The sequence below is a fragment of the Solimonas sp. SE-A11 genome, from assembly GCF_030345715.1.
Lineage (GTDB): Bacteria > Pseudomonadota > Gammaproteobacteria > Nevskiales > Nevskiaceae > Solimonas_A.
In genome coordinates, this window is sequence record NZ_JAUASX010000011.1 from 127,324 (window position 1) to 154,056 (window position 26,733).

General features: G+C 67.3%; 25 protein-coding genes and 1 pseudogene. 16 read left to right on the top strand and 10 right to left on the bottom strand.

Annotation, left to right across the window (positions count from 1 at the left end):
* Nucleotides 1-129 precede the first annotated feature (129 nt).
* The 3 genes and pseudogenes from QT386_RS14005 to QT386_RS14015 form a co-directional block, all read left to right on the top strand.
* Nucleotides 130-756, top strand: a complete 627-nt coding sequence (locus QT386_RS14005; protein WP_289274400.1) for a DUF4157 domain-containing protein — start codon at nt 130-132, stop codon at nt 754-756.
* Nucleotides 753-1,562 (top strand): secretin N-terminal domain-containing protein, encoded by an 810-nt coding sequence (locus QT386_RS14010; RefSeq protein ID WP_289274401.1) that lies wholly within the window; start codon nt 753-755, stop codon nt 1,560-1,562. The genes QT386_RS14005 and QT386_RS14010 overlap by 4 nt, the downstream gene beginning before the upstream one ends.
* 63 nt (nt 1,563-1,625) lie before the next feature.
* Nucleotides 1,626-2,384 (top strand): annotated as a pseudogene (locus tag QT386_RS14015) (HmuY family protein); the annotation flags it as partial.
* Nucleotides 2,385-2,523: 139 nt separating this feature from the next.
* Here QT386_RS14015 and QT386_RS14020 read toward each other — a convergent pair.
* From QT386_RS14020 to QT386_RS14030, 3 genes are all read right to left on the bottom strand, one after another.
* The gene (locus tag QT386_RS14020) at nt 2,524-3,351 is read right to left on the bottom strand and encodes an SDR family NAD(P)-dependent oxidoreductase (RefSeq protein WP_289274402.1); all 828 of its coding nucleotides are present in this window, start codon (nt 3,349-3,351) and stop codon (nt 2,524-2,526) included.
* 3 nt (nt 3,352-3,354) lie between these two features.
* Nucleotides 3,355-4,347 carry a flavin reductase gene (locus tag QT386_RS14025; protein ID WP_289274403.1) on the bottom strand — a complete coding sequence of 331 codons (993 nt, stop codon included), beginning with the start codon at nt 4,345-4,347 and terminating at the stop codon, nt 3,355-3,357.
* Nucleotides 4,348-4,485: 138 nt separating this feature from the next.
* A complete protein-coding gene (locus QT386_RS14030; RefSeq protein WP_289274404.1) occupies nt 4,486-4,821 on the bottom strand; it encodes a VOC family protein in 336 nt (111 codons plus the stop codon).
* Nucleotides 4,822-4,959: 138 nt separating this feature from the next.
* Here QT386_RS14030 and QT386_RS14035 point away from each other — a divergent pair, with 138 nt between their 5' ends.
* The 3 genes from QT386_RS14035 to QT386_RS14045 all read left to right on the top strand — a co-directional run bounded on the left by QT386_RS14035 (nt 4,960) and on the right by QT386_RS14045 (nt 8,580).
* A complete protein-coding gene (locus QT386_RS14035; RefSeq protein WP_289274405.1) occupies nt 4,960-5,520 on the top strand; it encodes a VOC family protein in 561 nt (186 codons plus the stop codon).
* 94 nt (nt 5,521-5,614) lie between these two features.
* A complete protein-coding gene (locus QT386_RS14040; protein WP_289274406.1) occupies nt 5,615-7,198 on the top strand; it encodes a DUF1302 domain-containing protein in 1,584 nt (527 codons plus the stop codon).
* A 17-nt stretch (nt 7,199-7,215) separates the two neighbouring features.
* Nucleotides 7,216-8,580 carry a DUF1329 domain-containing protein gene (locus QT386_RS14045; protein WP_289274407.1) on the top strand — a complete coding sequence of 455 codons (1,365 nt, stop codon included), beginning with the start codon at nt 7,216-7,218 and terminating at the stop codon, nt 8,578-8,580.
* A 64-nt stretch (nt 8,581-8,644) separates the two neighbouring features.
* Here the strand turns inward: QT386_RS14045 and QT386_RS14050 are convergent, their stop codons facing one another.
* Nucleotides 8,645-9,091, bottom strand: coding sequence for a YiiD C-terminal domain-containing protein (locus QT386_RS14050; RefSeq protein ID WP_289274408.1), 447 nt, complete (start codon nt 9,089-9,091; stop codon nt 8,645-8,647).
* A 184-nt stretch (nt 9,092-9,275) separates the two neighbouring features.
* Between QT386_RS14050 and QT386_RS14055 the strand changes: the two genes are divergently transcribed.
* The 3 genes from QT386_RS14055 to QT386_RS14065 all read left to right on the top strand — a co-directional run bounded on the left by QT386_RS14055 (nt 9,276) and on the right by QT386_RS14065 (nt 12,045).
* Nucleotides 9,276-9,758 (top strand): nuclear transport factor 2 family protein, encoded by a 483-nt coding sequence (locus tag QT386_RS14055; RefSeq protein ID WP_289274409.1) that lies wholly within the window; start codon nt 9,276-9,278, stop codon nt 9,756-9,758.
* Complete coding sequence (locus QT386_RS14060) at nt 9,758-10,756, top strand: NAD-dependent epimerase/dehydratase family protein (RefSeq protein WP_289274410.1); 999 nt, start codon at nt 9,758-9,760, stop codon at nt 10,754-10,756. Before QT386_RS14055 ends, QT386_RS14060 begins: the two co-directional genes overlap by 1 nt.
* 188 nt (nt 10,757-10,944) lie before the next feature.
* Entirely contained in the window at nt 10,945-12,045 is a 1,101-nt protein-coding gene (locus QT386_RS14065) for a Rieske 2Fe-2S domain-containing protein (RefSeq protein ID WP_289274411.1), read from the top strand.
* Between the two features lie 151 nt (nt 12,046-12,196).
* On the opposite strand, the gene QT386_RS14070 is transcribed toward QT386_RS14065, so the two are convergent.
* Complete coding sequence (locus QT386_RS14070; RefSeq protein ID WP_289274412.1) at nt 12,197-13,390, bottom strand: helix-turn-helix transcriptional regulator; 1,194 nt, start codon at nt 13,388-13,390, stop codon at nt 12,197-12,199.
* Between the two features lie 224 nt (nt 13,391-13,614).
* Between QT386_RS14070 and QT386_RS14075 the strand changes: the two genes are divergently transcribed.
* Together QT386_RS14075 and QT386_RS14080 are read left to right on the top strand one after the other, a co-directional pair.
* On the top strand, nt 13,615-14,991 hold the full coding sequence (locus QT386_RS14075; protein ID WP_289274413.1) for a DUF1329 domain-containing protein: 1,377 nt from the start codon (nt 13,615-13,617) through the stop codon (nt 14,989-14,991).
* Between the two features lie 112 nt (nt 14,992-15,103).
* Nucleotides 15,104-16,615: an aldehyde dehydrogenase family protein gene (locus QT386_RS14080; protein ID WP_289274414.1), complete on the top strand. Its 1,512-nt coding sequence runs from the start codon at nt 15,104-15,106 to the stop codon at nt 16,613-16,615.
* Between the two features lie 179 nt (nt 16,616-16,794).
* On the opposite strand, the gene QT386_RS14085 is transcribed toward QT386_RS14080, so the two are convergent.
* The 3 genes from QT386_RS14085 to QT386_RS14095 are packed head-to-tail and all read right to left on the bottom strand — an operon-like array spanning nt 16,795 to nt 20,048.
* Nucleotides 16,795-17,088, bottom strand: a complete 294-nt coding sequence (locus QT386_RS14085; protein WP_289274415.1) for a hypothetical protein — start codon at nt 17,086-17,088, stop codon at nt 16,795-16,797.
* Between the two features lie 52 nt (nt 17,089-17,140).
* The gene (locus QT386_RS14090) at nt 17,141-18,109 is read right to left on the bottom strand and encodes a response regulator (protein WP_289274416.1); all 969 of its coding nucleotides are present in this window, start codon (nt 18,107-18,109) and stop codon (nt 17,141-17,143) included.
* Nucleotides 18,110-18,158: 49 nt separating this feature from the next.
* Complete coding sequence (locus QT386_RS14095) at nt 18,159-20,048, bottom strand: DAHL domain-containing protein (protein WP_289274417.1); 1,890 nt, start codon at nt 20,046-20,048, stop codon at nt 18,159-18,161.
* A gap of 334 nt (nt 20,049-20,382) precedes the next feature.
* Here QT386_RS14095 and QT386_RS14100 point away from each other — a divergent pair, with 334 nt between their 5' ends.
* The 4 genes from QT386_RS14100 (at nt 20,383) to QT386_RS14115 (ending at nt 23,018) form a co-directional block, all read left to right on the top strand.
* Entirely contained in the window at nt 20,383-20,832 is a 450-nt protein-coding gene (locus QT386_RS14100) for a CBS domain-containing protein (protein WP_289274418.1), read from the top strand.
* A 113-nt stretch (nt 20,833-20,945) separates the two neighbouring features.
* Entirely contained in the window at nt 20,946-21,446 is a 501-nt protein-coding gene (locus QT386_RS14105; protein ID WP_289274419.1) for a nuclear transport factor 2 family protein, read from the top strand.
* 169 nt (nt 21,447-21,615) lie between these two features.
* A complete protein-coding gene (locus tag QT386_RS14110) occupies nt 21,616-22,416 on the top strand; it encodes an alpha/beta fold hydrolase (protein ID WP_289274420.1) in 801 nt (266 codons plus the stop codon).
* The gene (locus tag QT386_RS14115; protein ID WP_289274421.1) at nt 22,413-23,018 is read left to right on the top strand and encodes a TetR/AcrR family transcriptional regulator; all 606 of its coding nucleotides are present in this window, start codon (nt 22,413-22,415) and stop codon (nt 23,016-23,018) included. Before QT386_RS14110 ends, QT386_RS14115 begins: the two co-directional genes overlap by 4 nt.
* A 127-nt stretch (nt 23,019-23,145) precedes the next feature.
* Here the strand turns inward: QT386_RS14115 and QT386_RS14120 are convergent, their stop codons facing one another.
* Both QT386_RS14120 and QT386_RS14125 read right to left on the bottom strand, forming a co-directional pair.
* Nucleotides 23,146-23,904 (bottom strand): 2OG-Fe dioxygenase family protein, encoded by a 759-nt coding sequence (locus QT386_RS14120; RefSeq protein ID WP_289274422.1) that lies wholly within the window; start codon nt 23,902-23,904, stop codon nt 23,146-23,148.
* A gap of 37 nt (nt 23,905-23,941) precedes the next feature.
* Nucleotides 23,942-24,421, bottom strand: a complete 480-nt coding sequence (locus QT386_RS14125; protein ID WP_289274423.1) for a hypothetical protein — start codon at nt 24,419-24,421, stop codon at nt 23,942-23,944.
* A 123-nt stretch (nt 24,422-24,544) separates the two neighbouring features.
* On the opposite strand from QT386_RS14125, the gene QT386_RS14130 reads away from it, so the two are divergent.
* Nucleotides 24,545-26,725 carry a hypothetical protein gene (locus QT386_RS14130; RefSeq protein WP_289274424.1) on the top strand — a complete coding sequence of 727 codons (2,181 nt, stop codon included), beginning with the start codon at nt 24,545-24,547 and terminating at the stop codon, nt 26,723-26,725.
* The last annotated feature ends 8 nt before the right edge of the window (nt 26,726-26,733 follow it).

The window sequence follows — 26,733 nt, forward strand, 5'->3', positions numbered from 1 at the left end:
TTTTCCCGAGTATCGGCCAAGCCGCCAGGCGCGGCATTGACCGCGCGAACATTCAGGTGCGGGACAGCGGCCGGGCGCTGTAGTACCTCTGCCCCAGAACCCCGGGGTCTCGCAACGGTCTACGGGAACATGATTGCAAACAGACGCCTCTCCCTCCCCGCAGGCCTGCTCGCCGGCATGCTGGCCGCGACTCCCATGGCCCAGGCCGAGTCCTGGACTTTCGAACTCGATCCCGAGGCCCTGGGGCAGATGCGGCAGCAGGCGGAGATCTATGCAGCGCCGCTGCTGCGCGACGCCATCCTGAGGTCGCGGCAGGAGGCCCTGTCGGCGGGCACGCAGCCCTTGCCGGCGGCCATGCGCGAGCGCCTGCGCGGCTACTTCCGTGATGAGTTGCTGGATCGCGTGCGCTGGCGGGCCGGCGGCGGCAGCGAGGTATCGCTGCAGCTCAACGTCATCCAGTACGGCGACCGCGCCGCGATCACGCTGAACGAGGTAGTGGTGTTCGCGCGCGAGGCCGATGCCCTGGCCAACGCCGAGCTGTGGGCGCACGAACTCTGGCACGTGGACCAGTTCGCCCGCTGGGGCGTGGACGGCTTCGCGCAGCGCTACGTGCACGACTACCGCGTGGTGGAGGCGGAGGCGGAACAGGCCGCCACCGCCTATGTGAACTGGGCGGCGCGTCGACCGGATCACAGTCCTGCCGCGGCTCCCTCGGGCAAGATGGCCGCACCGGTTCCTCCCAAGGAGCAACGATGACGCTGCGTACCCTGCTGTTGCTGTCCGCCCTGCTGCCGGCCACGGCCTTTGCGCAATTGGCCACCGACGTGATCGAGCCGCGTCATCGCGCGGCGCTGGAACTGGTGCCGCTGGTGGAGTCGGTGGCGGGTCCCGGCAGTGCCAGCGTCTACGACAACAAGCTGATCGTGCGTGCCACGCCGGCACAGATGGCCGAGTTGCGCACGCTGCTGGACCAGTTCGACCGCGCCGCGCGGCAGATGATGATCTCGGTGCGCCAGGGCGGCCTTGCGGACCAGAGCGGCCGGAACATCGGTGTTTCCGGCACCTATCGCCGCGGTGACGGCAGCATCGTGGTGCCAGGTATGGACGGGCGCGTGCCGCGCGACGTCGAACTGCAGGTCGGCGATCGCGAGCGGCGCGAGGACAGCGGCATCAGCCAGCAGGTCCGCGCGGAGGAGGGGCGCGAGGCCCGCATCAGCCTGGGCGGTGCCATGCCTTATCAGGTGCGCGAGCGCTTGCCCAACGGCGTCGTCGTGCAGCGCAGTGAATACGTCGACAGCAGCACCGGTTTCACCGTGCTGCCGCGCCTGGTGGGTGACCGCGTGAGGCTGGAGATCCAGGCGCAGCAGCAGACCCCGCAGCGCGACGGTAGCATCAGCTCGCGCAACTCCAGCAACGTCGTCATCGTGCCCTTGGGCGAATGGGTGGAGATCGGCGGCACCATGGAACAGTCCCGGGACGCCTCCAAGGGCCTGCTCAGCCAGGGCGAGATCAGCCGCAGCAGCCAGAGCAGCACCCAGGTCCGGGTAGACCTGCTGGACTGAAGCGGAACGCCCTTGCCGGGTGGCATCTGAACCCTGATTCTCGTTGACGAGAACGATTCTCAGGTGACGCCCACCGATCCCGCCGCCAGCGACGCCTGGGACATCGCCATCAAGGCGCAGGACATCAAGCTCAACGGCGGCGTATCGGGTACCCCGCCGGGCGGCGACCCGGTGAGCGTCTATGGCGAGAAGGTGACTGAAGGCACGGCCTGGCCCTTCGATACCGTGACGCAGGCGCCGCCGCGCAACGCCGTGAACTACGTCGCGGACGATTCCGGTTTCCTGGGCAGCCCCAGGCTGGCGATGGGCTCGACACCCGCCGCCGACAGGGCGCTCGTCGATCATGGCTGGTATCGCCTCTCCGGCGGAGCGCCCACCGCCCGCGCCAAGGTCGGCTATGTCATCAGCACGGTGGAGTGCCGCTACTACAAGCTGCGCATGACCGGATACGGTGACCGCCGCCCGACCTTCGACATCCAGCGCATCACCTCCGCCGGCAGTTGCTCCGGCGGCGGTGCCGCACCGGTCGCGCCCCTGGGCCGTGCCACGTTCGCGGCCGGCAGCGGCGGCAGCACCATCGCCAAGATCGATGCCAGCGACGAGGCGGCCTGGGTCCACATCCAGTTCTCCGGCAAGCAGCAGGTGGTGCCCACGGAGCCCACCAACGACGCCACCGGCTGGGACATTGCCCTGCGCCGCTCCGACATCAAGGTCAACGGCGGCAGCTCCGGTACCGGCATCGTCGAGATCCACGGCATCCTGCGCGACGATTGGGCCACCCGCAGCAGCGTGCCACTGGCGGCGGACTTCCACACCGATACCGCGAGTGCGCTGGCCTTCACCACCTATCCGCTGGCGGAGACGCCGGCGCGGCCGGCCTGCGGCGGCATCAATGGCGACCACGGCTGGTACTACAGTTCTGACTGGGTGACGTTCAAGGATTTATCGTGGCCGCCGGATCTCAAAACGACGGTAGCACCGGGTTGCGCCGCGCCAGCACATCCGCCGCCTTCTGGCGGAACAGCTCGTCGAAGGCCTCGGGCTGCGGGATCAGCCAGAACTGGCGCTGGCTCAGGCCGTCGAACACGCGCTGCGCGAAAGCTTCCGGGGTCAGGCCGTTCTGCTGCATCATGCCGCGCATCAGCTCCACGAACTGCCGCACCGCCGGCTCCTGCTGCGCCTGCGGGCCAAAGGGATCGTCGAAGATACCGCTGATCACCGGGCCCGGTGCCAGCAGCGAGACGCCCACCGGGCTGCCCAGCATCTCCAGTTCGCCGCGCAGTGCCTCGGTCAGTGCCACCACCGCGAACTTGGTGGCGGAATAGGGTGACATCAGCGGGCTCGCCAGGAAGCCGCCGACCGAGGCGGTGTTGACGATCTGCGCCGGCCGACCCTGTTCGAGCAGGCGCGGCACGAAGGCGCGCAACGCATGCTGGATGCCATGCACGTTGACCTCGAAACTGCGGCGCCAGCGTGCCGGCTCCACCTGCCATGAGAAACCGGTGGCCATGATGCCGGCGTTGTTGAACAGCAGGTCCACGCCGCCGTAGGCCTGCCAGGCGCGCCGCGCCAGGGCCTCCACCGACTCCGGATCGCTGACATCGGTCGGCACCGCCAGGATCTCGCCCTTGAGTCCGGTAGCGAACTCCCGCAGGCGTTCGGCCTGCACGTCGGCCGCCACCACGCGCATGCCCTCGGCCAGGGCCTGGCGCACCAGGCCGCTGCCGATGCCGCTGGCGGCTCCGGTGATGACGGCGACGCCGCCCTGGAATTTCAGTGTTGCGCTCATGCTTCAGGCTCCTGCTGCGGTGGCGTGGAGGGAGGACGGGCTCCAGAGGTCGGGCAGCCCGGGATCGGTGCTCAGCACCAGTTGCTTCAGCAGGTTCTTCAGCGCCACGGCATCCCATTCGCCGAGGCCGTCCAGCACCGTGGACTCGATGTCCTTGGCGCCGGCGATCAGCTGCAGGGTGCGCCGTCGTCCCTCGTCGCTGAGGAACCACAGCAGGTCGCGCGGGCTGTCCTCGCCGCGCAGCAGGCCGCGCTGGCGCAGGCCCGCCAGCACCGGGAAACCGCAGTTGCAGCCGGCATGCGACAGTCCGGCCTCGATCTCGGCCTGCGTGCGCCCGTCGCGCACCGCCAGGGTGCTGAGGATGAAATATTCGTCGTCGCTGAGTCCGTCCGCCCGCACCTGCTCGCGGATGCGGAAGTACACCTGGAAATAGGCACGGCCCAGCAGGTAGGGCAGGTGATCCTCGCTCCAGCCGGCGTCGAGCGTCGCCGCGGGCGCCGGCGTGGTCACCTTGCGCGTGGCCACGGCGTACTTGCCGGCCTGGAACACCAGCGGCGGCAAGCCACTGCGGTCGAAGGCCACGACCTCGCCGACGAAGATCAGGTGATCGCCGCCCTCGTAGACGAAGGACGTGCGGCACTGCAGGCGTGCGCTGCAGTCCGGCAGCAGCGGCGCACCGCCGGCCGCCTCGCCGAGGTTCACGCCGCTGAACTTGTCGGCGCCGCTCTTGGCGAAGCGGTTCGACAGTTCCTCCTGTCCGGCTGACAGGATATGCACGGCGAAGTGTCCGGCCTGCTGGAAGGCCTGCAGGCTGCGCGAACTCTTCGCCAGGCTCCACAGCACCATCGGCGGGTCCAGTGATACCGAGTTGAAGCTGTTGGCGGTGACGCCCACGGGCAGGCCGTCGGCACCGCGTGCGGTGATGATGGTGACGCCGGTGGTGAAGGTGCCCAGCGTGGCGCGGAACTCGCGCGGGTCGAAAGCGGGAATAGGCATGCTTAGTCTCCGGATCGCATGGTTTCGTTCGTGCTGAGCCTGTCGAAGCATTAACGGAACGGGAGCCGAGGGGTTGGGGCGGGTCACCCTTCGATCCTTCGACAGGCTCAGGACTTCAGGGCGAATGGAGGGGAATGTTTAGCGCTTGGCGCTGACGATCAGCGGATGCCCGCCCGGCGCCTGCAGTACGGTGCGTCGCTCATGCGGTCCGTTCTCGACGGGCCTCAGCAGGGTGGCTCCCTGTTCGAGTAGCCTCGCCAGCGCCGCATCGAGATCGTCCACGCGCAGCGCCAACGCCGGCCGATCCACGATGCGCTCCTCTCCGGCCGCCAGCCCCAGAGTCAAGCCACCGGCATCCAGCGCGGCATAACGTTCGCCGTCGCGGAACTTCAAGGGCAGGCCCAGCGTGTCGCGGAAGAAGTCGATAGCCGGGTCCAGGCGATCCACCGGGTAGAGCAGCGTGTGGGCTTTCATGTCGCACCTCGTGTTGCAGATGAGGTCCAGACTAGGCCCGGCCGGATCGCGACACTTCGTCCGGGTTGATGTAGTGGCGGGGACTAGAACCGAGAAGACTCCTGCGACAGACTGAAACCCGGCAAGGAGAGGATCGTGATGAGCAAGCAAGCCATGGCACCCGGCAGTTTCGGCCCGGTGCGGCAACTGGGTTACGTGGTGGAAGACCTGGATCGTGCGGTCTCGGCCTGGAGCACGCAACTCGGTGTCGGGCCCTGGCTGTTCATCCGCAACATTCCCTTGCAGTGCGTCTATCACGGGGCTCCCAGCCAGCCGCTGATCGACATCGCCCTGTCGTACCGGGACGAGGTGCAGATCGAGCTGATCCATCAGCGCAATGACGCGGCATCGCCCTATCGCACGGCGCTCGATGTCGGCCGCAGTGGCCTGCATCACACGGCCTTCCTCTGCGAGCACGTGGAGGAGCAGCTGGCTCGCGCCGCGACCTGCGGCCTCCAGGTGGTCTGCGACATCCAGATGCCCTCGGGGCGCTACGTCTATCTGCAGTCTCCCGAGCTCGGCGACCAGGTCTACGTCGAGTTGCTGGAGGCCAATGCGCAGATGCTCGGCATGTTCGCCCAGGGCATCGAGGCGGCCAGGAGCTGGGATGGCCAGCAGGTCCCCACGGTGATCGACTTCGCGGCGATGCAGCAGGGATGAGGTCGAGTCCTAGTCCGTTTTGATGTAACCAAAGCGTGGAAGGCGGGGCCTCCTGACGGGGGTAGGGTGCGTCATCCGTCAAGGAGGAGAAAACATGAGAAGCAAGGGTAAGGACCGTCGGCTCGTTGTCCGCCGCGGGGTCATGGGTGCCGCGCTGATCGGCGTGGCGGGAGTGCAGGGGACGGCCTTCGCCGGGGCGCTGGATCTCGGCGGTGGCCTGGATGCGAAGTACAACCTGACGCTGGGCTATGCCGCGGCCATGCGTACGCAAAGCCCCGACAGTGCCCTGATCGGGCCGGCCGCGCTGAACGGCGACGATGGTGACCGCAACTTCGATTCGGGCAGCCTGATCAACAACCGCGCCAGCCTGCTCGCGGAGTTCTACCTGTCGCGCGGCGGCTACGGCGCCGTGCTGCGCGGCGACGCGTTCTACGACGACGTCTACCATCGCCGCAACGACAACGATTCGCCCGGCACCGTCAACAAGGCCGGTGACAACGACGAGTTCACCGACGACGCCCGCAAGTACAGCGGTGGCCGTGCCCGCGTACTGGACGCCTACGTCTATGGCGACTGGTCGCTGTCCGACAGCGTGCAGCTGAACCTGCGCGCTGGCCGCCAGGTGGTGGCCTGGGGTGAAAGCCTGTTCCTCTCCGGCATCGCCGGGGCCCAGGGCCCCGCCGACGCCACCAAGGCCAACGTGCCGGGTGCCGAGATCAAGAACATCCTGCTGCCAGTGGCGCAGGTCTCCGGCCAGCTCGACATCGGCACGCGCACCAGCCTGATGGCCTACTACCACCTGGAGTACAAGCCTACCGAGCTCGATCCGGTCGGCAGCTACTTCTCGATCTCCGACGTCACTGGCCCGGGCCGCGAAACGCTGCTGTTCGCCCCGGGCGTGGGTATCCCCTACGCCGGGGACAAGGAGCCCAGCGACAACGGCCAGTACGGCCTCGGCGTGAAGGTCCAGGTCAGCGGTGCCACCAACGTCGGCCTGTATCGCCTGCGCTACCACGACACCAACCCGGCGGTGCTGCTGAACCTGGCCGACGTGGGCGGCGGCGTGATCGCACCGGTGTCGTACAACGTCGGCTACTTCGATGGCATCGACATGACGGCGCTCAGCTTCTCCACGCGCCTGGGTCCCGCCAACGTCGCCGGTGAGGTGAGCTACCGCGAGGGCGTGAACATGCTGGTCAACACCGCGCTCGGCCCCGCCTCCAGCCGTGGCGACCTGAGCCAGGTGCTGCTGTCGTCGCTGTACACCGTGCCGCCCAACTTCCTGTCGCAGGAGATCGGCCTGGTGGGCGAGGCCGGCTACATCCATGTCGAGGACGTGGAGGGCGCGCTGGGCAGCACTGCGCTGACCAACGACAAGATGGCCTGGGGCTACTCGGCGATCGCCACCCTGAACTACCGCAACGTCGTCCAGGGCTGGGACCTGGCGGTGCCGATCACCTGGGCCCACCTGGCCAAGGGCAACCCGGCGATGGCCGGTTCCTTCGGCAGCCTCTACGGCCAGGGTGACCGCCGGCTCAGCGTGGCCGGCAACTTCACCTACCTGCAGAACCTGCAGGTCGGGGTCAGCTACAACGCCTACCTGGGCTCGGCCACGCTGGCCGAACGCCCCTACGCGGACCGCGACTACGTCGCGATCAACGTCAAGTACAGCTATTGATTGCGAGGAGATCCGAAATGAAACACGTCATGGCCCGAATCCTGGCGGCCGGCCTGCTCGCGGCAGTGCTGCCCGCCGCATACGCCAAGGGCACCCCCGAGGAGATCGCCGCGCTCGGCGGCAAGCTAACCTGCGTCGGCGCCGAGCGCGCCGGCAACGCCGACGGCTCCGTTGCCGCCTGGACCGGCAAGTGGAGCGACAGCTATCCCGGCTACAACGGCCCCGGCAAGTACAGCCCCGGCCCCTATGCCGACGAGAAGCCCCTGTTCACCATCACCGCGCAGAACGCCGCGCAGTACGAGGCGAAGCTCACGGCAGGTCAGAGGGAACTGCTCAAGCGCTACCCGCAGTCCTACCGCATCCCCGTGTATCCCAGTCACCGCGACTTCGCCTACTCGGCCAAGGTCTGTGAGGCGCTGAAGAAGAACGCCACCAGCGGCGAGGTGGTGAACGACGGCCTGGGCGTACAGGCGGTGAGCGGCGCGCCGGCCATCCCGTTCCCCAAGAGCGGCATCGAGGCGCACTGGAGCATGGTGACGCCGCACCGCGCCTGGACCGAGCTGGTGATCTCGGACTCCGCGGTGGTCTATCCCAACGGCAACAAGTCCTGGGGCCGTGTGGACTACAAGATCCTGTCGCTGAGCAACGATCCCAAGCAGACCCGCAGTTCGCAGGACCAGATCGACTCCTTCTTCAAGGTGCGCACCCTGCTGCCGGAGCGCCAGAACGGAGAGCTGTTCATCGGCTGGAATCCCAACGACTACCACAACGACGACCGCCAGACCTGGTTCTACAGCCCGGGCACGCGGCGCGTGCGCCAGGCCCCGGAGTTCGGTTTCGACACGCCGCAGGGCGCGGGCGGCTTCCGCACCGTGGATGACGATCGCCTGTTCAACGGCTCGCCGGCGCGCTACGACTGGAAGCTGGTGGGCAAGAAGGAGATCTACGTCCCCTACAACGCCTATCGCCAGAACGATCCCTCGGTGAGCTACGACAGCCTGCTGACCCCCAATACCCTGAACCCCGACTACCAGCGCTACGAGTTGCATCGCGTCTGGGTGCTGGAGGCCACGGTGAAGTCCGGCTACCGCCACGCCTATGGCCGCCGTACCTTCTACATCGACGAAGACAGCTGGCACGCGCTGTGGGTGGACAACTACGACGGCCGTGGCAACCTTTGGCGCGCCAGCATGGTGAACTACTTCTGGGCACCGGAGATCGGCGGCTTCCAGGCCGGCGTCGCGGTCTACCACGACCTCACCGCAGGCGCCTATTTCGCCGATCGCCTGGTCAACCAGTCGAAGCAGTGGTGGGTGCTGAACCAGGGTGGCCTGACGCCGGAGATGTTCTCGGAGTCGGCGGCCAAGCGCTCGGGCCACTGAGCGCCGCAGGGCAGAACGAGAGAAGGGGCGGCCAAGGCCGCCCCTTCTCTCGTTTGTGCCCTGTTCAGAGGCGCTGCAGCGAGCGGATCTGGTAGATGCCGTGGCTGATCGCCACCACGGTGCCGTCGGCGGTCTTGATCTCGCCGTCCAGCGTGAACTCGGCCTTGCCCTTGGCGTCGGCCTCGGCGCTGATCGCGGCGATCTGCTCCTCGCTCAGCGTGATCTCGATGGTCACGTCGCCCTTGGCGGGCTTGAGGAAGCGCAGGTTCATCTCCTTGACGATCGGCGCATAGCGCGTCATGTCGAAGGACGACAGGAACAGCGCGCCGCCCGGGATCTCGGCCACGGTGAACAGCGCGCCGGCGTACATGGTGCCGATATGGTTGCCGTTGCCGGCGAACGGCACCAGGCACTTGACGTAGCCGCGGCGCAGTTCCACGACCTTCAGGCCGCAGTTGGCGACAAACTTGATGCCGGTTTCCAGGGCCTTCTTGGCGACTTCCAGGTCCATTGAGGGATTTCCTGAGGATAAAGGGATGGCCAAGGATATCGGATCGGCCACCACGGCGGATCGTTCGGCATCCCGGTTAAGGCCGTACCTGCAGGCGCGTTCGTCCTAACGGGTGAAGCCCGGCTGGCCCGGCCGTTCCGATACTGCGATCCGAAGAATTCCAACCATCCAAGAGGAGAACCCCATGACCTTGCCGCTGGAAGACCTGGAGCTGATCAAGCGCCTGAAGTACGCCTACTGCCGCTGCATCGACACGGCCAACCTCGCCGAGCTCAAGACGCTCTTCACCGAGGATGCCAGCGTGCGCTACGAGGGCGGCACCTACCTGTTCGAAGCCCAGGGCCGCGACAAGATCCTGGAGGCCATCGGCTACGCCTTCCACGCCGAGGCCATCGCCTTGCACCACGTCAACCACCCGGAGATCGACTTCCAGTCGCCCACCGAAGCCACCGGCGTCTGGTACCTGAAGGACTGGTTCTGCGACCTGAAGAACAAGATCTACACCGACGGCTCCTCGCTGTACCGCGACAACTACGTCAAGGTGGATGGCAAGTGGCTGATCAAGCGCGCCACCTACTCGCGCATCTTCGAGATCGTCACGCCGTTCACCGAGCCGCCCAACATCACCGCCCATTACCTGGCCAAGCACGGCGTGAAGCACGCCTGATGAGGACGGCCGTCACCGGGGGAGGGGGGCGGCTGGGCTGCGCCCTGGTGCGAGCCTTGCTCGCGGCCGGGCACAGCGTGCGTGTCCTGGAGCCCCCGGGGCGCGGCATGCCGCGTTCGCTGCAGGGCCTGGAGGTGGAAATGGTCCACGGCTCGGTGCTGTCGGCCGAGGACGTGGCGCGGCTGCTGGAGGCGGTGGACTGCGTGTTCCACCTCGCCGCCAAGGTCAGCATCGAGCCTGACCGCGACGGCAGCATGCAGCGCGTCAACGTCGAGGGCACGCGTATCGTGGCCGAGGCCTGCACGGCACGCGGCATCCGGCTGGTGCACTGCTCCTCCCACTCGGCGCTGGAGCACCGACCGCTGGCGCTGCCGCTGGACGAGACCCGGGTGCTGAACATGAAGGGCCGCTCGGACTACTCCCGCACCAAGGCCGAGGCCGAGACCCTGGTCCAGCGCCTGGTGCAGGAGCGCGGGCTCGACGCCGTGGTCTGCATGCCCGGCAACATGATCGGTCCCGAGGACTACGAGCCCTCCATCTTCGGCCGCGCCCTGCTGGACCTGTACCACCGCCGCATTCCGGTGATGATGGAAGTGGTCAGCGACTACGTCGACGCGCGCGACGTGGCCGCCGGCTTCGTCGCCGCGGCTACCCGTGGCCGTCGCGGCGAGCGCTACCTGCTGACCGGCGAGGTGCTGGACATGCGCCGCTTCCTGGCCGTCTGGGAGGAGGTCAGCGGCGTGCCGATGCCGCGCACGGTGCTGCCGCTGTGGGTCGGCTGGGCCTCGCTGCCCCTGGCCCTGGCGGCCGCGCGCCTCAGCGGCCAGCCGCCCAAGTTCAATGCCGGCGTGCTGCGCCAGGCCGTCCTGAACCGCGTGGTGCTCAACGACAAGGCCAGGAGTGAACTGGGCTTTTCTCCCCGGCCACCGCGGGAATCCTTGCGCGATGCAATGGTGTTCCTGAAGGCCGAGGGCTGGCTGGAGGCCCCGTCCGCCTGAGCGGCTGGCCTGGGCGGCGGTGGCCGGCCAGGCGCCACAAATCAGGGGTTTGCGTGGTCCGCAGGGTACCGAGCGGAGCCACCAGCCAGGGCCGGCGCAGACCACACAAGTGATTCACTCAAACGGATGATGCGCCCCCCCGGTCCCCCGGGGAAACTGCGCTCCATTAGCCCCCAGGAGCAAACCCCATGGCTGCCGTTATCAAGACGCCGATGCACAAGATCGAGGCTGAAGCCCCGCCCGACCGGTATGCGCGCGGCTGGCACTGCCTGGGCCTGGCCGACCAGTACAAGGACGGCAAGCCGCACGGCATCAACATCTTCGGCACACGCCTGGTGATCTTCAAGGGCGAGAGCGGCAAGCTCAGCATCATTGACGCATGGTGCCCGCACATGGGTGCCGACCTGGCGCTGGGCTGCGTCAAGGGTGAATCGGTAGTCTGCAAGTTCCACGGCTGGGCCTGGGGCGGCGACGGCGTCTGCAACGAGATCCCCTACGCCAAGCGCATCCCGCCCAAGGCGCGCGTGAAGAGCTGGCCCACCTGCGAAGAGAACAAGATGCTCTTCGTCTGGAACGATCCCGAGGGCAACGGCCCGACGCCGGACGTCGCGATCCCGCGTATCGATCCGGTGTTCAATCCGGCCGAGTGGTCCGACTGGTCGCTGGTGGAGTGGACGATCAAGGTCAACTGCCGCGAGCTGGTCGACAACATCGCCGACATGGCCCACTTCGTGTCCGTGCACGGGTCGGACAACGTCGTCTACTTTGCCAACCTGTTCGAAGACCACAAGGCCACCCAGGTCATGGTCGGCCTCAACAGCAAGCTCGGCGGCTCCGAGGAATACCTGACGACCATCGCCAGCTACTACGGCCCGGCCTACCAGATCACCCACATGTTCGGCTCCATGGGCGGCTACCCGGTGGAATCGATCCTGCTGAACTCGCACACCCCGATCGACCAGAACAGCTTCCAGCTGCGCTTCGGCGTGCTGGTGAAGAAGTTCCCGGGCATGACCCAGGAAGCCTGCGATGCCATGGTCAAGCAGTACGTTGACCTGACCAACAAGGCCTTCGGCGAAGACGTGGAGATCTGGCACAACAAGATCCGCATCGACAACCCGCTGCTCTGTGACGGCGACGGCCCGGTCTACCAGAACCGCCAGTGGTACGAGCAGTTCTACATGGATGCCGCCACCGTGCCGGCCGAGCTGCGCAAGAAGCGCGTGGTGGAGATCGACAAGGGCCTGGAGAAGAAGCCGGAGATGAAGCACGCGTTCGATAACGTGTGAGTCGGTCTGCTGCAACAAAAAAGCCCCGCTCATGCGGGGCTTTTTTGTTCCGAAGGTTCAGTCCCTTCGTGCTGAGCCTGTCGAAGCGCGGGCGGACCGCGAGCCGCAGCGGGCGGCCGTTCACCCTTCGACAGGCTCAGGGCGATCGGCTTCACCCCAACGAGAACACACTCCTCAACAACAACCTGACCAGCATCGTCTGCCGCGTCACCCCCGTCTTGCAGAAGATCGAGCGCAGGTGCGTGCGTGCCGTGTTGCGGCGGATATTCATCATCTCGGCCGCCTCGTCCAGCGTGTAGCCCTCGGTCAGCAGCAGGGCCATGCGCGATTCCACCCGCGTCAGGCCCAGCAGGCGCCGCACCAGGTCCAGCGAGGGAGGGGCATTGTTGCAGTCCGGGTCGCGCAGGAAGATCACCGCGGCCGGACGCTTGCGCGTATCGCACCAGTCCCCCGCCGGCACCGCCTTGACCACCAGCGACAGGCGCGCGCGGCCGGAGGGCCGCGACACCGGCATGGCTTCCACCATGCCCGTGCCGGGATTGCCGCTGCCGTGGCCCAGCGCGCGCTGGACCAGGCGCTGCAGCTCACGCTTGTCGTCCGGGTTGTCGGCCTGCAGGCCGTTGGGCCCGCGCCAGATGCCGTCGCGCTCGGCCAGGATGCGCCGCGCCTCGTCGTTCATCTCCAGAATCTCGCCGCCCTGGGCCAGCGAGATCACGCCCAGCAGCATGCGGTTGACCGTGCCGGCCAGCATCTGCCGTTCGCACTCCAGGGAGTCCAGCCGTGACTGGATCTGGATCGAGCGCTTCAGGTGCGGCAGGATGAAGCGGAACAGGGCCTTGTCCTGCTCGCCGAAGGGCAGGGAGTCATGGCGCCGGGTGGCGCGCAGGCGGCACTCGATGCCGTCGGCGGTATAGACGTCGGCCCCCAGCACGTAGCGCACGTCCTGTGGCCGCAGATACTCCAGGTACATGGGGCCTTCCAGCCACTGCTTGCCGATCAGCTCCTCCGGCGTCATCACCTCGCCCTCCTTCAGGCTGACGAAGGGGTCCACCGCGAAGAACTGCTTCTCGTAGGACACGCGGGCATCGTGATCCTCGCCGACATTGATCATCACGCCGGAATTCTCCGCCGTGGGCGGGCGCAGGATCAGGGATATATGGGCCGCCTGCAGCCGCTGCTGCAGCATCTTCAGGGCCTGCTGCCAGGGCGGTTGTTCGAGGGCGCCTTCGTAGAAGGCTCCCAGCAGGTCGCCGATCTGGCGAGGTTCCGCGTCAACGGCCTCCGATGCGAGCGGGCGCCGCGGCGGCGGCAGCTTGGCACGGACACGGGATTGGGTGGCTAGCATGGCTTCCTCCTCCTGCTGCGGCTACATGGCCGCAGTCTTGTGTCAAAAAACATTTCAACTGCAATGTAACATGCCGCAAGGGGATTGCGAAGTGCAGCATCACCGGGCAAAAAATGTACTGTTTTTGGGTGAGGCGGCCGGTTTGAGCCCTCACCGACACTGGGACACCGTCAGACCCGAAAAAGGGCGCGGGGTAGGGCAACCATCAGTCGGAGGAGACAGTGATGCGTTCCAGGATTTGCACGGCATTTCTCAGTGCGGCGGTCGTATTGGCCCTCGCTCCCGCAACCGCCACGGCCAAGCTCACGCCCGCGGAAGCGGCCAAGCTCGACGGCCCTGAGCTGAACTGCATGGGGGGCACAAAGGCCGCGAACAAGGACGGCAGCATCCCCCAGTGGGGCGGTCAGTGGGTCGGCAAGTGGCCGGGCATGAAGGGCGAGCATGGCTACGAGCCGGGCCCCTATGCGGCGGAGAAGCCGCTGTTCACGATCACGGCACAGAACTACAGCAAGTACGCCGCCAAGCTCACCGCGGGGCAGAAGGAGCTGTTCAAGAAGTACCCCCAGAACTACAGCATGATCGTCTACCCGACGCATCGTGACTTCGGCAATCCGCAGTGGGCCTGCGACGTCACCAAGAAGAACGCGCTGGAGTCGGAACTGGTCAATGGCGGCAAGGGTGTCACCGGCACCGGCGGCGGCCCGACCTTCCCGATCCCCAAGAGCGGCCTCGAGGCGATCTGGTCGGTGAAGACCGCCTACCGCGCCTGGACCGAGAAGGGTGTCCTCGACATCGCCAACGTCTATGGCAACGGCACCATCGGCTGGGGTCGCAACAAGTTCTTCACCATGAACCTGATGAACGACCCCAAGACGCGCCGCTCCCTGACCGAGCGCATCAACAGCTATTTCTATACCGCCTACCTGCTGCCGGAGCGCGACAAGGGCCTGGTGGCCGTGGGCTTCCAGCCCAACGACTACAGCAAGGACGCGACCCAGGCCTGGCAGTACCTGCCCGGCACGCGTCGCGTGCGTCAGGCCCCGGAGGTCGGCTACGACTACCCGGTGCCGCCGGCCGGCCTGCACACCACCGACGAGGACTACGGCTTCAACGGCTCGCCCGAGCGCTACAACTGGAAGCTGCTGGGCAAGCAGGAGATCTACCTGCCGTTCCACAACTTCAGGATCAACGACCCCGCCCTCAAGTACAAGGAACTGATCACGCCCAATACCATCAACCCGAAGTACGTGCGCTATGAACTGCGCCGGGTATGGGTGCTGGAGGCCAACCTGATCGAGGGCCTGCGCCACCAGTACAAGACGCGCCGCATCTACGTCGACGAGGACAGTTGGCAGGTGCTGTGGGCCGACCACTACGACGGCCGCGACCAGCTCTGGCGCATCGCCGTGATCCTGTACTTCTACTCACAGGAATCCTCGGCCCACCACCGTGGCGTGCAGCTGTTCCACGACCTGACGGCCGGCGTCTACGAGGCCACCAACCTGCTCAACGAGCGCAAGCCTGAGGACTGGTGGCGCGTCAACACGCCGATGACGCCGGGCATGTTCACCCCCGAGGCCGCCGCAAGAGCCGGCCACTGAGTAGCCTCTAAGCCATCCGGACGACCACAATGACCGCGAAAGCGGTCATTGTGCGTTTTCCGGGGGCTTTTCCCTTGGCATCCCGCACCCATTTTCGAATCGAGACACCGCCATGAGTTCTGTCGTCGACATCCGCGCCGGCCAGGCCGCCCACGTCCGCCCGCTGTTCGACCGTCTCGCCGCCCAGGCGCCGGACTACAACCTGACCACCGCCGCCCAGCGCATCGAGAAGATCAAGCGCCTGATGGCCACGGTGCTCAAGTACCGCCAGGAAATCTACGAAACCGGTCGCCTCGAGCGCGGCCTGACGCCGCCGGACATGGACGGCGAGCTGGTCATGCTCAAGTTCGAGGCCGAGTTCATCGAGCGCAACCTCGCCAACTGGATGAAGCCCAAGCTGGCCGAGGGTCCGTCGCTGATGACCCTGGGCAAGAAGGCCTACATGCACTACGAAGCCAAGGGCATGGCCCTGGTGCTGCCGAGCTGGAACGCCCCCTACGTGATCGGCCTGCTACCGACCCTGGGCGCCATCGGCGCCGGCAACGCCGTCATCCTCAAGCCCTCCGAGCTGGCTCCGCATTCTTCCGCCCTGATCGCCAAGATCGTCAAGGAGGCCTTCCCGGACGGCGACGTCACCGTCATCGAGGGCGGCGTGGAAGTCTCGCAGGCCCTGCTGGCCTGCCCGTTCAACCACATCTTCTACATCGGCAACAACACCGTCGGCCGCATCGTCATGAAGGCCGCCGCCGACCATTTCGCCTCGGTCACGCTGGAGATGGGCGGCAAGAACCCGTCGATCATCGACCCCAGCGCCGACGTCGAGGACGCCGCCCTGAAGACCTCCTGGGGCCGCATGTGCAACGCCGGCCAGGCCTGCATCGCGCCGGACTACATCCTGGCCCATGAGTCCGTCATCGAGCGCTTCACCGCTGCGCTGGTGAAGGAAATCACCGCCATGTACAACCCCAAGGGCGAAGGCTTCGAAAAGAACCCGGAGTTCCCGCGCATCATCAACGCCCGCCACTTCGAGCGCATCAAGGCCCTGGTTGAAGACGCCAAGGCCAAGGGCGCGAAGATTGTCATGGGCGGTGAGTACCGCGCCGAGGATCGCTACATTGCCCCCACCGTGGTGATGAACGTGACCGAGGACATGAAGATCATGCAGGAAGAGATCTTCGGCCCCGTGATCGTGGTCAAGCCCTGGAAGAACCGCGACGAGGTGATCAAGGAGATTCGTGGCCGCGACAAGCCGCTGGCACTCTACGTCTTCGCCAAGGACCAGGCCGCCTGGGAGTTCTTCCGCAACAACACCACCTCGGGCAGCACGGTGCTGAACCACAACGTGGTCCAGTCCGGCACCAACCCCTACATCTCCTTCGGCGGCGTCAACAGCAGCGGCATCGGCCGCATGGTCGGCCAGGCCACCTTCCTGGAATGCTCCAACCAGCGCGCCGTGATGGAAGAAGGCCCGGCCCTGATGGACCCGCGCGACTTCTTCCCGCCGCTCACGGACAAGTACAAGAAGCAGCTCACCCAGATGATCGAAGGCAAGCCGCTCTCCCCGGCCATGGTCAAGCTGATCAGCGGTGTGGTGAACGTGGCAGGCAAGTTCAAGCGCGGCTAAAAGCAGCTCCCGCAAAAAGCCCCGCCTGTCGCGGGGCTTTTTTCTTTTGATTGAAGTATTAACCCAACCGTTCGCACTGAGCTTGTCGAAGCGTGAAGGCTTCCGAAAACTCATCCATGCTCCGGCCCCAACGCACTTCGATCGATGAAGATGGGCCGGCTTGAATCATGAGCAGTTGCCTACACAGCTTGCCCATGTGCTCGCATATCGGCCAAGAGGACGACCAGGCTGAAACCACCATACTTCTCGGCCCTCCGGTCTTCCTCCGGAATAAGTGCGGTGTGAAGTTCTTCGTAATTTTCAGGAATGCACGAGACGCCCGGAGCGCCTTCAGCTTGGTCGATATCGACAACGATGATCGTGCCAGCCGGGATGGTAACTTTATGGCCGCCGGTGAAGGGCGCATGCCAGTGCGTGAGTGCGCTAGCCGGTATCGGCGAGGTCAGCAGGAAGCGTGCCCCTTTCTTAAGCATTCGCACCTCCATGCGGGACCCCGCGATCCCCAGTGAGGCCGGGCGCGAGCGCTCAGCTACCCAGGCGCCGCACCCAGCTCCGCAGCGACTTCACCCGGTCCAGCAGCCCCGTGCCACCGGCCGCGACCGGGGGCGGGACGGCTGGCGCTTCCACCTCGTAGCGCTGCTGCAGTACCGGGCTGGCGGCCAGGCGCTGGTGCTGGCGCACGGCGGAGTTCACCGCGATCTTGCACTGGCTGTCGTGGATCGGCTTGGTGATGAAGCGGTAGATCTGGCCCTGATTGATCAGCTCGATGGCGCTGCCGGCGTCGGCGCGGTCGGTGAGGATCACCGAGACCAGCTCGGGGTGGTGCTGCTTGAGCGTGCCGATCAGGCTCACCACCGGGTGATCCTGCACGCGGGTGTCGGAGATCACCACGCCGATCTGGTTCTTTTCCAGCTGCTCCACGGCCTCGTTCATCGAGGTAGCGCCGTAGACCTTGAAGGTCGGGCCCAGGATGGTCTGGATCTGCGGCGGCACGCGCGGGTCGTCGTCCATCACCAGCACGCCGGCGGCGTCGGCGCCGGGCTGCACGGATGCACTGTCGGCGTTCTCGGTGCTGGCTGGTGCGGCGGCGGCCGCGGCGGCCATGCTGGCCTTGGCGGCGGCCACGGCACGGGCGACCGTGGTGCTCAGGTCATCGTTCATCCACGGCTTGTTGACGAAGCGGAAGATCTCGCCTTCGTTGATCGAGCCGATGATGGCGTTGAGGTCGGAGTATCCGGTCAGCAGGATGCGCATCGCGTTGGGGTTCAGGTCCCGCGCAGCGCGCAGCATCTCGATGCCGGTCATGCCGGGCATGCGCTGGTCGCTGACGATCACGTCCACCGGCTGGGTCTTGAGCAGGTCCAGCGCCGCCTGGCCGCTTTCCGCGAAGAACACCTCGTAGCGGCTGCGGAACAGCATCCGCATCGTGGTCAGGACGCGGGGCTCGTCGTCGACGAACAGCACGCGGGCTTTGGCGGGGGCTACATCATCCATGTGAAACTGACTCCTCGACTACGAACTGGCCAGGTATCCCTGGCTCGACTCATGCTGCGGCGAGTTCCGGTGCCGCGCTGCCGGCAGTGTCGCCGCTGTGGCGCTTCTGCTTCAATGGCAAACGGACTACAAATTCACTGCCCTTGCCGACCGTGGAGCGCACGTCGATGCGGCCGCCGTGCTCCTCGATGATGCGGAACACGATCGACAGGCCCAGGCCCGTGCCCTTGCCCACCGCCTTGGTGGTGAAGAAGGGCTCGAAGATACGGGCACGCACTTCCTCGGTCATGCCGCAGCCCGTGTCCAGGATGCGCACGACCACACCGTCGGTCTCGGCCGTGGTGTGGATGTAGATCTTGCCCTCGCCCTCGATCGCCTGGGCCGCGTTGGTGAACAGGTTCAGGAACACCTGGTTCAGCTGCGAGGGCGAGCATTCCACCTGCGGCAGTTCGCCGAACTGGCGCACCACCTCGATACGGGTCTTCAGCAGGTTATTGGCGATCTTCAGCGCCGAGTCGATGCCCGAGTTGATGTCGAACAGGTCGGTGCGCGAGCGGTCCACGCGCGAGAAGTCCTTCAGCGAGGACACCAGGTCGGCGATCTGCACCAGGCCGAAATCGGTGTCCTTGAGCAGGTTGCCCAGGTCTTCCATGGTCTCGGCGGGGTTCAGCGTGGCGCGCAGGCCCTCGGCCTCTCCCAGGGCGCCGGCCACTTCCTCGTCGGACGCGTTCTGCGAGGTCATCAGCGTCAGCGCCTTGTCCTGCGCCGTGATCAGGCCGCGCAGGTCGTCCAGCGAGTTGCGCACGATCTCGGTGTTGCTGCGGGCATAGCCCAGGGGCGTGTTGATCTCGTGGGCGACGCCGGCCACCATCGTACCCAGCGAAGCCATCTTCTCGGATTGCACCAGCTGCGCCTGCGAGGCGCGCAGGTCCTGCAGCGCGGTGCTGAGGTCCTTGGTACGGGCGGTCACCTGTTCTTCCAGGTGCTCGTTGGCATGCGACAGGTCGGCGTTGGCGCGGTCGATCTCGCGGAAGGAGCGGGCCAGCCTGAAACCGAGGAAGGCCAGCACCAGCAGCAGTGCCGCGGCGTAGGCGGCCAGGTAGGTCCGGTACTGGTTGGCGACGGCGACCTGGCTTTCGTGCCAGGCCATGTAGGCCTGTTCCAGGGCCTGCAGCTGCGCACCGGTGGGGCGGTCGAGGAAGTCGCGCAGCTTGGCCACCAGCTCGGTCTTGTCGGCGATCACTTCCTCGCTGCGGTCACGCAGGCCCTTCACGGCCTTGGTGAACGGCGGGTCTTCCGGTTCGAACTGTGGCTCGCCCTCGGCCACCGGGGCCGGCGGCGGGGTCGGCGGGGCCATGGCCTGCAGTTGCTCCAGCAGCGCGCGGATGTTGCCGGCAGCGGCGGCCGGCGGCGTCGGCGTTACGCCGAAGTTCACGATCTCGGTCTTGACCTGCATCGTCAGGTTGCGGACCTCCTCGCGCTGAGCGTCGGTTGCCGCCGTGGTCACGGCATCGGCGTAGGTCGGCACGGCGTCCATGCTGTTGATCAGGCGCTGCGTCAGCAGGGTGTTGCGCGCCTCGGAGTCGAAGGCCAGCTCGAATTTGCTCTCGATGGTGTCGAGGAAGGCGTCCAGGGCCTTGTCGATCTCGGGCGTCAGGCCACGCAGGGCGCCCACGTCCTTGTCCAGCGCGTTCAGCGCGGTGTCGAGCTGGCCGGTAGTGCCGGAGCGGTCGGTGACGGAGTCGGCCAGCGAGGACACGCGCGAGCCGGTGAACTGGCGGTTGAGCAGCACGTCGAGGTTGCCGACCACCTGGATGCGTTCCAGGCGCGAGCGGTGCAGATCGGCATCCACGCTTTGCGTCATGCGCAGCAGGAACACCAGCACACCAATGGCTGCCACGGCGAGCAGCGCAAAGAACACCTGCCTGAGCTTCTTCATCCCGTCTCCCCCACAACAGACTGGGTGCCGCGGGTCTCCGCTCTCCGGACAGGATGCCGGTTTGTAGCGGGACTGCGGCTTTGTGCTGCAGGGGCGGGACCACGGCGGCCCCGTACCCGGCAGGAACTTTGGCGAAGACGGTACGGGCTGCCAAGGTAAGGGTGCTTCCCCTGTTCGGACTAGAGTCCGCTTGCTCAGGGGAACTCTCCTTCCGCACAGGGGTTCCTATCTGCAGGGAGCTTTCCGCCGCCAGCTTGGCGGCGAAGCCGTTTCTGGACGGCATCCCGTGCCTGGGGGCAGGGACGTGCCGACCGCCAACCGGAGCGACAGAACCATGAAAGTCAGCGAATGCATGAGCCAGGACGTTTGCGTGGCCATGCCCGACATGAGCCTGCGGGACACCGCCACCCTGATGGCCGATATCGACGCCGGCGCGCTGCCCGTGCGCCAGGGTGACCGCCTGGTGGGCATGATCACCGACCGCGACATTGCAATTCGCGGCATCGCCGCAGGGCTGGGGCCGGAGGCCCGCGTCAGCCAGGTGATGAGCAGCGAGGTGAAATACTGCTACGAGGACGAGGACGCCGAGCATGTGGTGCGCAACATGGGCGACATCCAGGTGCGCCGCCTGCCGGTGCTCAACCGGGACAAGCGCCTGGTCGGCATCGTCGCCCTGGCCGACCTGGCTTGCGCCGCCTCCGACCGCAGGAACCTCGGCGCGGCGCTCAGCGACATCTCCCGCGAGAGCGGCCTGCATTCGCAGACCTTGCCGCGCATGCATTGAGCCGGGCCCCATCGCGCCAGCACCCGGCGCGATGGGGCTTCAGCCGAACGGAGGATTCGCCCGGGCCGGGACTGCGTTGAACTGCCCGGCATCCACCGCCCCAAGGAGCAGTCATGGACACCCAGGCCCTCGAACGCCGCCTGCAGAAGCTGGAAGACGCCGAAGCGATTCGCACGCTCAAGGCGCGCTACCTGTTCGCCTGCGATCGCAAGGACACCGTCGCCATGCGCGGCTGCTTCGTCGACGGCAAGCTGCACATCGACTACGGCGTGGTCGGCACTTTCGACAATGCCGACACCCTGGTGCAGTTGTTCAAGGATGTCGGCTGCCATCCGCACATGGTGGAGATGCACCACGGCGCCAACCCGCAGATCGAGGTGCTGGACGCCACCCGTGCCCGCGGTACCTGGAGCCTGCACTACTTCCTGGTCAACACGCAGGCCAAGAGCCTGACCCAGCTTGCCGGCTACTACGAGGACGAGTACCGCAAGGAAGGCGGCGGCTGGAAGATCAGCAGCACCAGGTTCATCGCCACTTCCACCCTGGCCCTGGACTACACCGACGGCGCCCTCAAGGCCCTGTTCGCCGGATCGCCGCCGCCCCTGGCGGGCTGAGATCCAGGCAAGACGGCTGTTGTGGGAGCGACGCGAGTCGCGGAAGCCGGTAGCCATGGTTGGCCGCCGCATCGCGACTCGCGTCTCTCCGGCCTGGTGAATCTTCGAGCTTGTCGTTCCACCATATTGATGATAGTAATATCACTAACATCATGACCGGGGCCCACACATGAAGCAGATCCAGACCCGGGCGGGAGCCCTGGCCTATGCCGAGCAGGGCAGCGGCAGCCCCCTGGTGCTGCTGCACTCGGCCGGGCACGACCACCACGATTTCGACGCGATCCTGCCGGAGCTCGCGGCCCGGCACCGGGTCATCGCGCTGGACTGGCCCGGCTTCGGCGAGTCGCCGGCACCGCAACCCGCCGCCTCGCTCAGCGCGACGCTGCTGGCGCAGGTCCTGGAGGACGCGGTGGCGGCCCTGGGCCTGGAGCGCGCCATCTTCCTCGGCAACAGCGTCGGCGGCATGGCGGCGGCCCGGCTGGCGGCCCGCCAGCCGCAGCGCGTGCGCGGGCTGGTGCTGGTGTCCTCGGGCGGCTTCACGCCGATGAACGCGGTGACCCGAGGCTTCTGCCGGGTGCAGGGGCGCGAGTGGGTGCGGCGGCACACCGGCCGCTGGTTCGCGCGCGCCTACCTGCGCCGCCGCAACGGCCATACCGAGGCGATCCTGCAGCGCTTCGACCGCGACCACGCGCGCCCTCAGACCCTGGCGGCCCATGCCGCGCTGTGGCGCAGCTTCGCGCAGGACGCCAGCAGTGTCATGGTCGAGGCACGCGGCATCCACTGCCCGACGCTGCTGGCCTGGGGGCGGCACGACCCGGTCTCGCGCCCCAGCGTGGAGGGGCGTCAGGCCCGCGCCGCCATTGCCGGGGCACGCTACGTCGAGTTCGACACCGGCCACATGCCCTTCGCCGAGGATCCGCCGGCCTTCCTGGCCGAGTTGCTGCCCTTTCTCGAGGAGCTGCCGGCATGAGCCCGGCCGATCCGGTGCAGCGCCCACCCCGGCCGCGGCGCGGCGCGCCGGAGGACACGCGCCGGCGCCTGGTGGCGGCGGCGGCCGAGGAGTTCAACCGGCTGGGCTACGAAGGCACGGACTCCAACCGCCTGTCGCGTGCGGCGGGCTATGCGCCCGGCACCTTCTACAAGCACTTCCGCGACAAGCGTGAAATCTTCCTGGCGGCCTACGCCGAGTGGGTGGACCGTGAATGGCAGGAGGTGAGCGCGGCACTGGAGTTGCCGGGCGACGCTTCGCAGCGCGCGGCACGCATCGTCGAGCTGACGCTGGCGCATCACCGGCGCTGGAGCGGCCTGCGGGCCAGCCTGCGCATGCTCACCGCCGCCGACCCGGTGGTGCGCGAGTTCTACCGCGGGCAGCGCCGCCGCCAGTTCGAACTGCTGGCGCGGCTGCGCGCCGCCGCGGGTGATCCGCCGCGCTCGCGCGAGCAGGACGCACTGCTGCTGTTCACGCTGGAGCGCTGCGCCGACGCGATGGCGGAAGACGAGGCCGAAGCGCTCGGGTTGGACGCGGCAGCGATACGCGCCTTGCTGGTAGCCCAGGTGACCGCCGCCCTGTAGGAGCCGGCGTGCCGGCGACCTCTGGCCGGGCTGTCGCCGGCAAGCCAGGGCGCAGCCTGGAGCTTGTGCCCCGGCTTGCCGGCGGCAAAACGGGCTACGATCCCTGATGAACTCGTGGGGGCGACCCTCAGGCCTCGCGCCGGAAGGTCAGCACCAGCACGTCACGGTGGGCCGGCTGCGCCGGGTCCAGCGGCTGCACGGCGGTCACGCCGTGGTAGACGCGGTTGTCGTCGATCAGCGTGGCGTCGCAGGGCGCCGTCAGCGTGAAGCTGCCCAGGGCGCTGCCGTCGGGGCGGTGGATGGTGGTGACGCCGCTGGCGATGTTGTGCCGGCGCACCAGCAGCACCAGCACCCAGTCGACGCCGTCGCGGTGCACGCCCTCGGGCGTCGGCTGGCCGGCCTCGTCGTTGCGTGCCTCGATGCGGAACTGGTGGGCCTCGATATGCCAGCGCGCCACTTGCGGCGAGAGCCGGCCGAACAGGTCGCGGCAGAAGCCCAGCAGGGTGTCGAGGCAGGCGCCTCCGGTCTCCGGCAGGATCGGCTCGAACCAGCGGGCGATGCCGCCGTTGAGGCGGTTGTAGTCCAGGCTCTGGTAGTGCGGCTGGTGCGGCTGGCGCTGGATGGGGCCCGTCGCCGCTGCGGCATACACCGCGTGCCGTCGCCGCCGGTAGCGGCCGCCATCGGCCATGTGGGAATCCAGCGCCAGGTCGCTCCAGCTGGCGGCGAAGCGGTCCCAGTCGGCGAGGCCGCCGGCGGCTTCCAGCAGCCCGCGCATCGTTGCGCCCTGCACGAAGACATGGCCTTCGCGGGCAAGCGGGGTCTCCAGGGCCGGCAGGCCGGGGAGAGGGGACAGCAGTGACGCAGGGTGGTCCATCGGGGCGGGCATTGTAGACCCTCTGCCGCCCCTCGGAGACCGCCCCGTGTTATTGCGGGCGCACTTCCAGCGCCGCCAGTTCCAGGTGGCGGTGGTGCAACTCCAGTTCGAAGCGGCCGCTGTGCTGTGCGCGGAAGCGCAGGCTGCCGGTCTGCCCGGCACGCAGCGGCAGGGACAGGTCGTAGCCGTGCAGGTGCAGCTCGTCGTTGCTGTCGCTGGTCACGCGCAGTTCCACCTCGTCGCCGGCCTTCAGCACCACCACGGCGGGGCCCGATTCACGCCGGCCCTGGCGCACCACCCATTCCGCGGTCATGGCCGGCTCGGCGGGCAGGGGCTCGGAGCCTGGCGGCACCGGGCCGGGTTCGCCGGGCAGGGCGCCAGGTGGCGGCGTGATCGCGGGGTCCTGCGCCACCGCGGCCACCGACGGCGCCGTGGCGTCGGGCGCGCCGGAGTCCGGACGCAGCAGCAGGAACAGGCCGGCCAGGATGGCGGCGCCGAGGGCGATGAAGACGAGGGCTGAGCGGTTCATGGCGCGCAGCATAGCGGGCATGGCCGCCGACCGGCACGGGCCATATTTACTAACGCCCGTAGCCCCCAAGGCACTCCGCTTTGGTTAGCTTCGCGCGTTGATAAAAACTAAAGGGAGAGGGACATGCTGAAGCGCATTCTCGGAGGCGTGGCGCTGGTCGCCATGCTGGGTATGTCGGGCTGCGGTTCAAGCAAGCCGGTGGACGCCGGGGCCGCCGCACCGCGCGGCGCGCCGGTGACGCGCTACGACATGGCCAACGCCTGCTACAGCCTGCAGGCCGTCGAAAGCGGGCGCCATGCCCTGCGCGACGGTGACGGCCGCTATGCCGCCAGCGCGGACGCCTCCAAGGCCACGCCCTTCTTCATGAAGCCCACCGCCCTGGGCAAGTACCTGCTGTTCTCCGACAACGAGTCGATGATGGCCGTAGCCGGCACCACGGTCGGCAGCGCGACCCGGCCGGGCGAGTCGGCGGACTGGACCATCGACACCGATGCGGCCGGCGACTTCACCCTGTACTCCTCCAGCGCCGAGCGCTTCCTGTCGGTGGACGCCGCCAGCGGTGCGCTCACGCTGGCCTCGGCCCCGGCGAAGTTCGACTTCGTCCCGGCGCGCGGCTGCAAGCCCTTCCCGGAGATCCGCACGGACGCCAGCGGCACCGCCTTTAAGGGCCAGGGCGTGGACCAGCCGGTGCTGGGCTTCGCCGAGGTGCATGCGCACGTCAGCGCCACCCACTTCCTCGGCGGCGGGCACTACGGCCGTCCCTTCCACCGCTTCGGCGTCACCGAGGCCCTGGGCAACTGCGCCACGCAGCACGGCCCCAATGGCGCGCTGGACCTGGTCGGCAACCTGATGGGCGGCGCCGGCAGCCCGCTGGCCACGCACGACACGCAGGGATGGCCCAGCTTCATCGACTGGCCGGCGCGCGACTCGCTGATGCACGAGGCGATGTACTACAAGTGGATCGAGCGCGCCTGGCTCGCCGGCATGCGCATCATGGTCAACGACCTGGTCGAGAACGAGGTGCTGTGCCGCCTGCAGTCGCTGGTCAACACCGCCAACGTACTGAACCTGGATATCGGCGACCTGGTGCAGGAAGTCAGCGAGATTCCCTCGCCGCAGTACTGCAACGAGATGGAAAGCGCGGTGAAGCAGGTGCAGTTCATGCGCGACCTGGAGGGCTACATCGACGCCCAGGAAGGCGGCCCCGGCAAGGGCTGGTTCCGCATCGTGACTTCGCCGCAGGAAGCCCGCCACGTGATCAACGAGGGCAAGCTGGCGGTGGTGCTCGGCATCGAGATCTCGCACCTGTTCAACTGCAAGGTGCTGCAGCCGGGTGGGCTGTTCGAGGTCGCCAGCTGCGACAACGAGGAGATCGACACCCAGCTCAACCGCCTGACCGACCTGGGCGTGCGCCAGATGTTCCCGCTGCACGAGTTCGACAACGGCCTCGGCGGCAACGGCATCTTCGACGGCCTGATCCTGAACTTCGGCAACTTCCTGGACACCGGCAGCTTCTGGGCGACCTACGACTGCCCCGAGGACGACTACTTCTACGGTGCCGGCGCGCACATGACCACCTCGCTGCCTGCGCCGCTGGACCCGCTGACCGGCCTGCTGCACAACCTGACGCAGGGCCTGCTGCCGCTGTACCCGTCCAAGCCGCAGTGCAATGCGCGCTCGATGACCGAGCTGGGCCACTATGCCTTCGAGCGCATGATGGACAAGAAGGTCATCATCGAGGTGGACCATCTCGAGCTGAAGATGAAGAGCGAGCTGCTGGACATGGCCGACCAGCGTTCGCCGGTCTACCCGCTGGTCTCCACTCACGGCGGCCACGGCGGCATCAGCATGACCCAGGCGCACCGCCTGCTGCAGGGCGGCGGCCTGCTGTATCCCTCCAAGGGCAACGGCCGGCAGTTCACCGAGCAGCTCAACAAGCTGCGCCCGCTGAAGGACGACCGCTACCTGTTCGCGATGGGCTACGGCGCCGACACCAACGGCCTGGCCGCGCAGTCGGGCCCGCGCGGGGCGGACGCCGAGCCGGTGCGCTATCCCTTCACGCTGTTCCGCGGCCCGGGCTGGGGTCCGCAGTTCGCGCGCGTGCAGCCGATCGTGTTCGACCAGTCCCAGGTGCCCGAAGGCAACCGCGTCTTCGACATCAATGCCGAGGGCCTGGCGCAGTACGGCATGATCGCCGACTGGGTGGAGGAGGTGCGCCTGGAGGGCGGCCAGCAGGCGGTCACGGACCTGTACAACTCCGCCGAAGCCTACCTGCAGACCTGGGAGCGCACGGTCAATCGCTAGGGAACCTC

What these genes read in the sequence shown, in the direction of transcription:
- QT386_RS14005 (WP_289274400.1), top strand. Translation starts at nt 130, where the DNA reads ATGATTGCAAACAGACGCCTCTCCCTCCCCGCAGGCCTGCTCGCCGGC.
- QT386_RS14010 (WP_289274401.1), top strand. Translation starts at nt 753, where the DNA reads ATGACGCTGCGTACCCTGCTGTTGCTGTCCGCCCTGCTGCCGGCCACG.
- QT386_RS14020 (WP_289274402.1), bottom strand. Translation starts at nt 3,351, where the DNA reads ATGAGCGCAACACTGAAATTCCAGGGCGGCGTCGCCGTCATCACCGGA.
- QT386_RS14025 (WP_289274403.1), bottom strand. Translation starts at nt 4,347, where the DNA reads ATGCCTATTCCCGCTTTCGACCCGCGCGAGTTCCGCGCCACGCTGGGC.
- QT386_RS14030 (WP_289274404.1), bottom strand. Translation starts at nt 4,821, where the DNA reads ATGAAAGCCCACACGCTGCTCTACCCGGTGGATCGCCTGGACCCGGCT.
- QT386_RS14035 (WP_289274405.1), top strand. Translation starts at nt 4,960, where the DNA reads ATGAGCAAGCAAGCCATGGCACCCGGCAGTTTCGGCCCGGTGCGGCAA.
- QT386_RS14040 (WP_289274406.1), top strand. Translation starts at nt 5,615, where the DNA reads ATGAGAAGCAAGGGTAAGGACCGTCGGCTCGTTGTCCGCCGCGGGGTC.
- QT386_RS14045 (WP_289274407.1), top strand. Translation starts at nt 7,216, where the DNA reads ATGAAACACGTCATGGCCCGAATCCTGGCGGCCGGCCTGCTCGCGGCA.
- QT386_RS14050 (WP_289274408.1), bottom strand. Translation starts at nt 9,091, where the DNA reads ATGGACCTGGAAGTCGCCAAGAAGGCCCTGGAAACCGGCATCAAGTTT.
- QT386_RS14055 (WP_289274409.1), top strand. Translation starts at nt 9,276, where the DNA reads ATGACCTTGCCGCTGGAAGACCTGGAGCTGATCAAGCGCCTGAAGTAC.
- QT386_RS14060 (WP_289274410.1), top strand. Translation starts at nt 9,758, where the DNA reads ATGAGGACGGCCGTCACCGGGGGAGGGGGGCGGCTGGGCTGCGCCCTG.
- QT386_RS14065 (WP_289274411.1), top strand. Translation starts at nt 10,945, where the DNA reads ATGGCTGCCGTTATCAAGACGCCGATGCACAAGATCGAGGCTGAAGCC.
- QT386_RS14070 (WP_289274412.1), bottom strand. Translation starts at nt 13,390, where the DNA reads ATGCTAGCCACCCAATCCCGTGTCCGTGCCAAGCTGCCGCCGCCGCGG.
- QT386_RS14075 (WP_289274413.1), top strand. Translation starts at nt 13,615, where the DNA reads ATGCGTTCCAGGATTTGCACGGCATTTCTCAGTGCGGCGGTCGTATTG.
- QT386_RS14080 (WP_289274414.1), top strand. Translation starts at nt 15,104, where the DNA reads ATGAGTTCTGTCGTCGACATCCGCGCCGGCCAGGCCGCCCACGTCCGC.
- QT386_RS14085 (WP_289274415.1), bottom strand. Translation starts at nt 17,088, where the DNA reads ATGCTTAAGAAAGGGGCACGCTTCCTGCTGACCTCGCCGATACCGGCT.
- QT386_RS14090 (WP_289274416.1), bottom strand. Translation starts at nt 18,109, where the DNA reads ATGGATGATGTAGCCCCCGCCAAAGCCCGCGTGCTGTTCGTCGACGAC.
- QT386_RS14095 (WP_289274417.1), bottom strand. Translation starts at nt 20,048, where the DNA reads ATGAAGAAGCTCAGGCAGGTGTTCTTTGCGCTGCTCGCCGTGGCAGCC.
- QT386_RS14100 (WP_289274418.1), top strand. Translation starts at nt 20,383, where the DNA reads ATGAAAGTCAGCGAATGCATGAGCCAGGACGTTTGCGTGGCCATGCCC.
- QT386_RS14105 (WP_289274419.1), top strand. Translation starts at nt 20,946, where the DNA reads ATGGACACCCAGGCCCTCGAACGCCGCCTGCAGAAGCTGGAAGACGCC.
- QT386_RS14110 (WP_289274420.1), top strand. Translation starts at nt 21,616, where the DNA reads ATGAAGCAGATCCAGACCCGGGCGGGAGCCCTGGCCTATGCCGAGCAG.
- QT386_RS14115 (WP_289274421.1), top strand. Translation starts at nt 22,413, where the DNA reads ATGAGCCCGGCCGATCCGGTGCAGCGCCCACCCCGGCCGCGGCGCGGC.
- QT386_RS14120 (WP_289274422.1), bottom strand. Translation starts at nt 23,904, where the DNA reads ATGCCCGCCCCGATGGACCACCCTGCGTCACTGCTGTCCCCTCTCCCC.
- QT386_RS14125 (WP_289274423.1), bottom strand. Translation starts at nt 24,421, where the DNA reads ATGAACCGCTCAGCCCTCGTCTTCATCGCCCTCGGCGCCGCCATCCTG.
- QT386_RS14130 (WP_289274424.1), top strand. Translation starts at nt 24,545, where the DNA reads ATGCTGAAGCGCATTCTCGGAGGCGTGGCGCTGGTCGCCATGCTGGGT.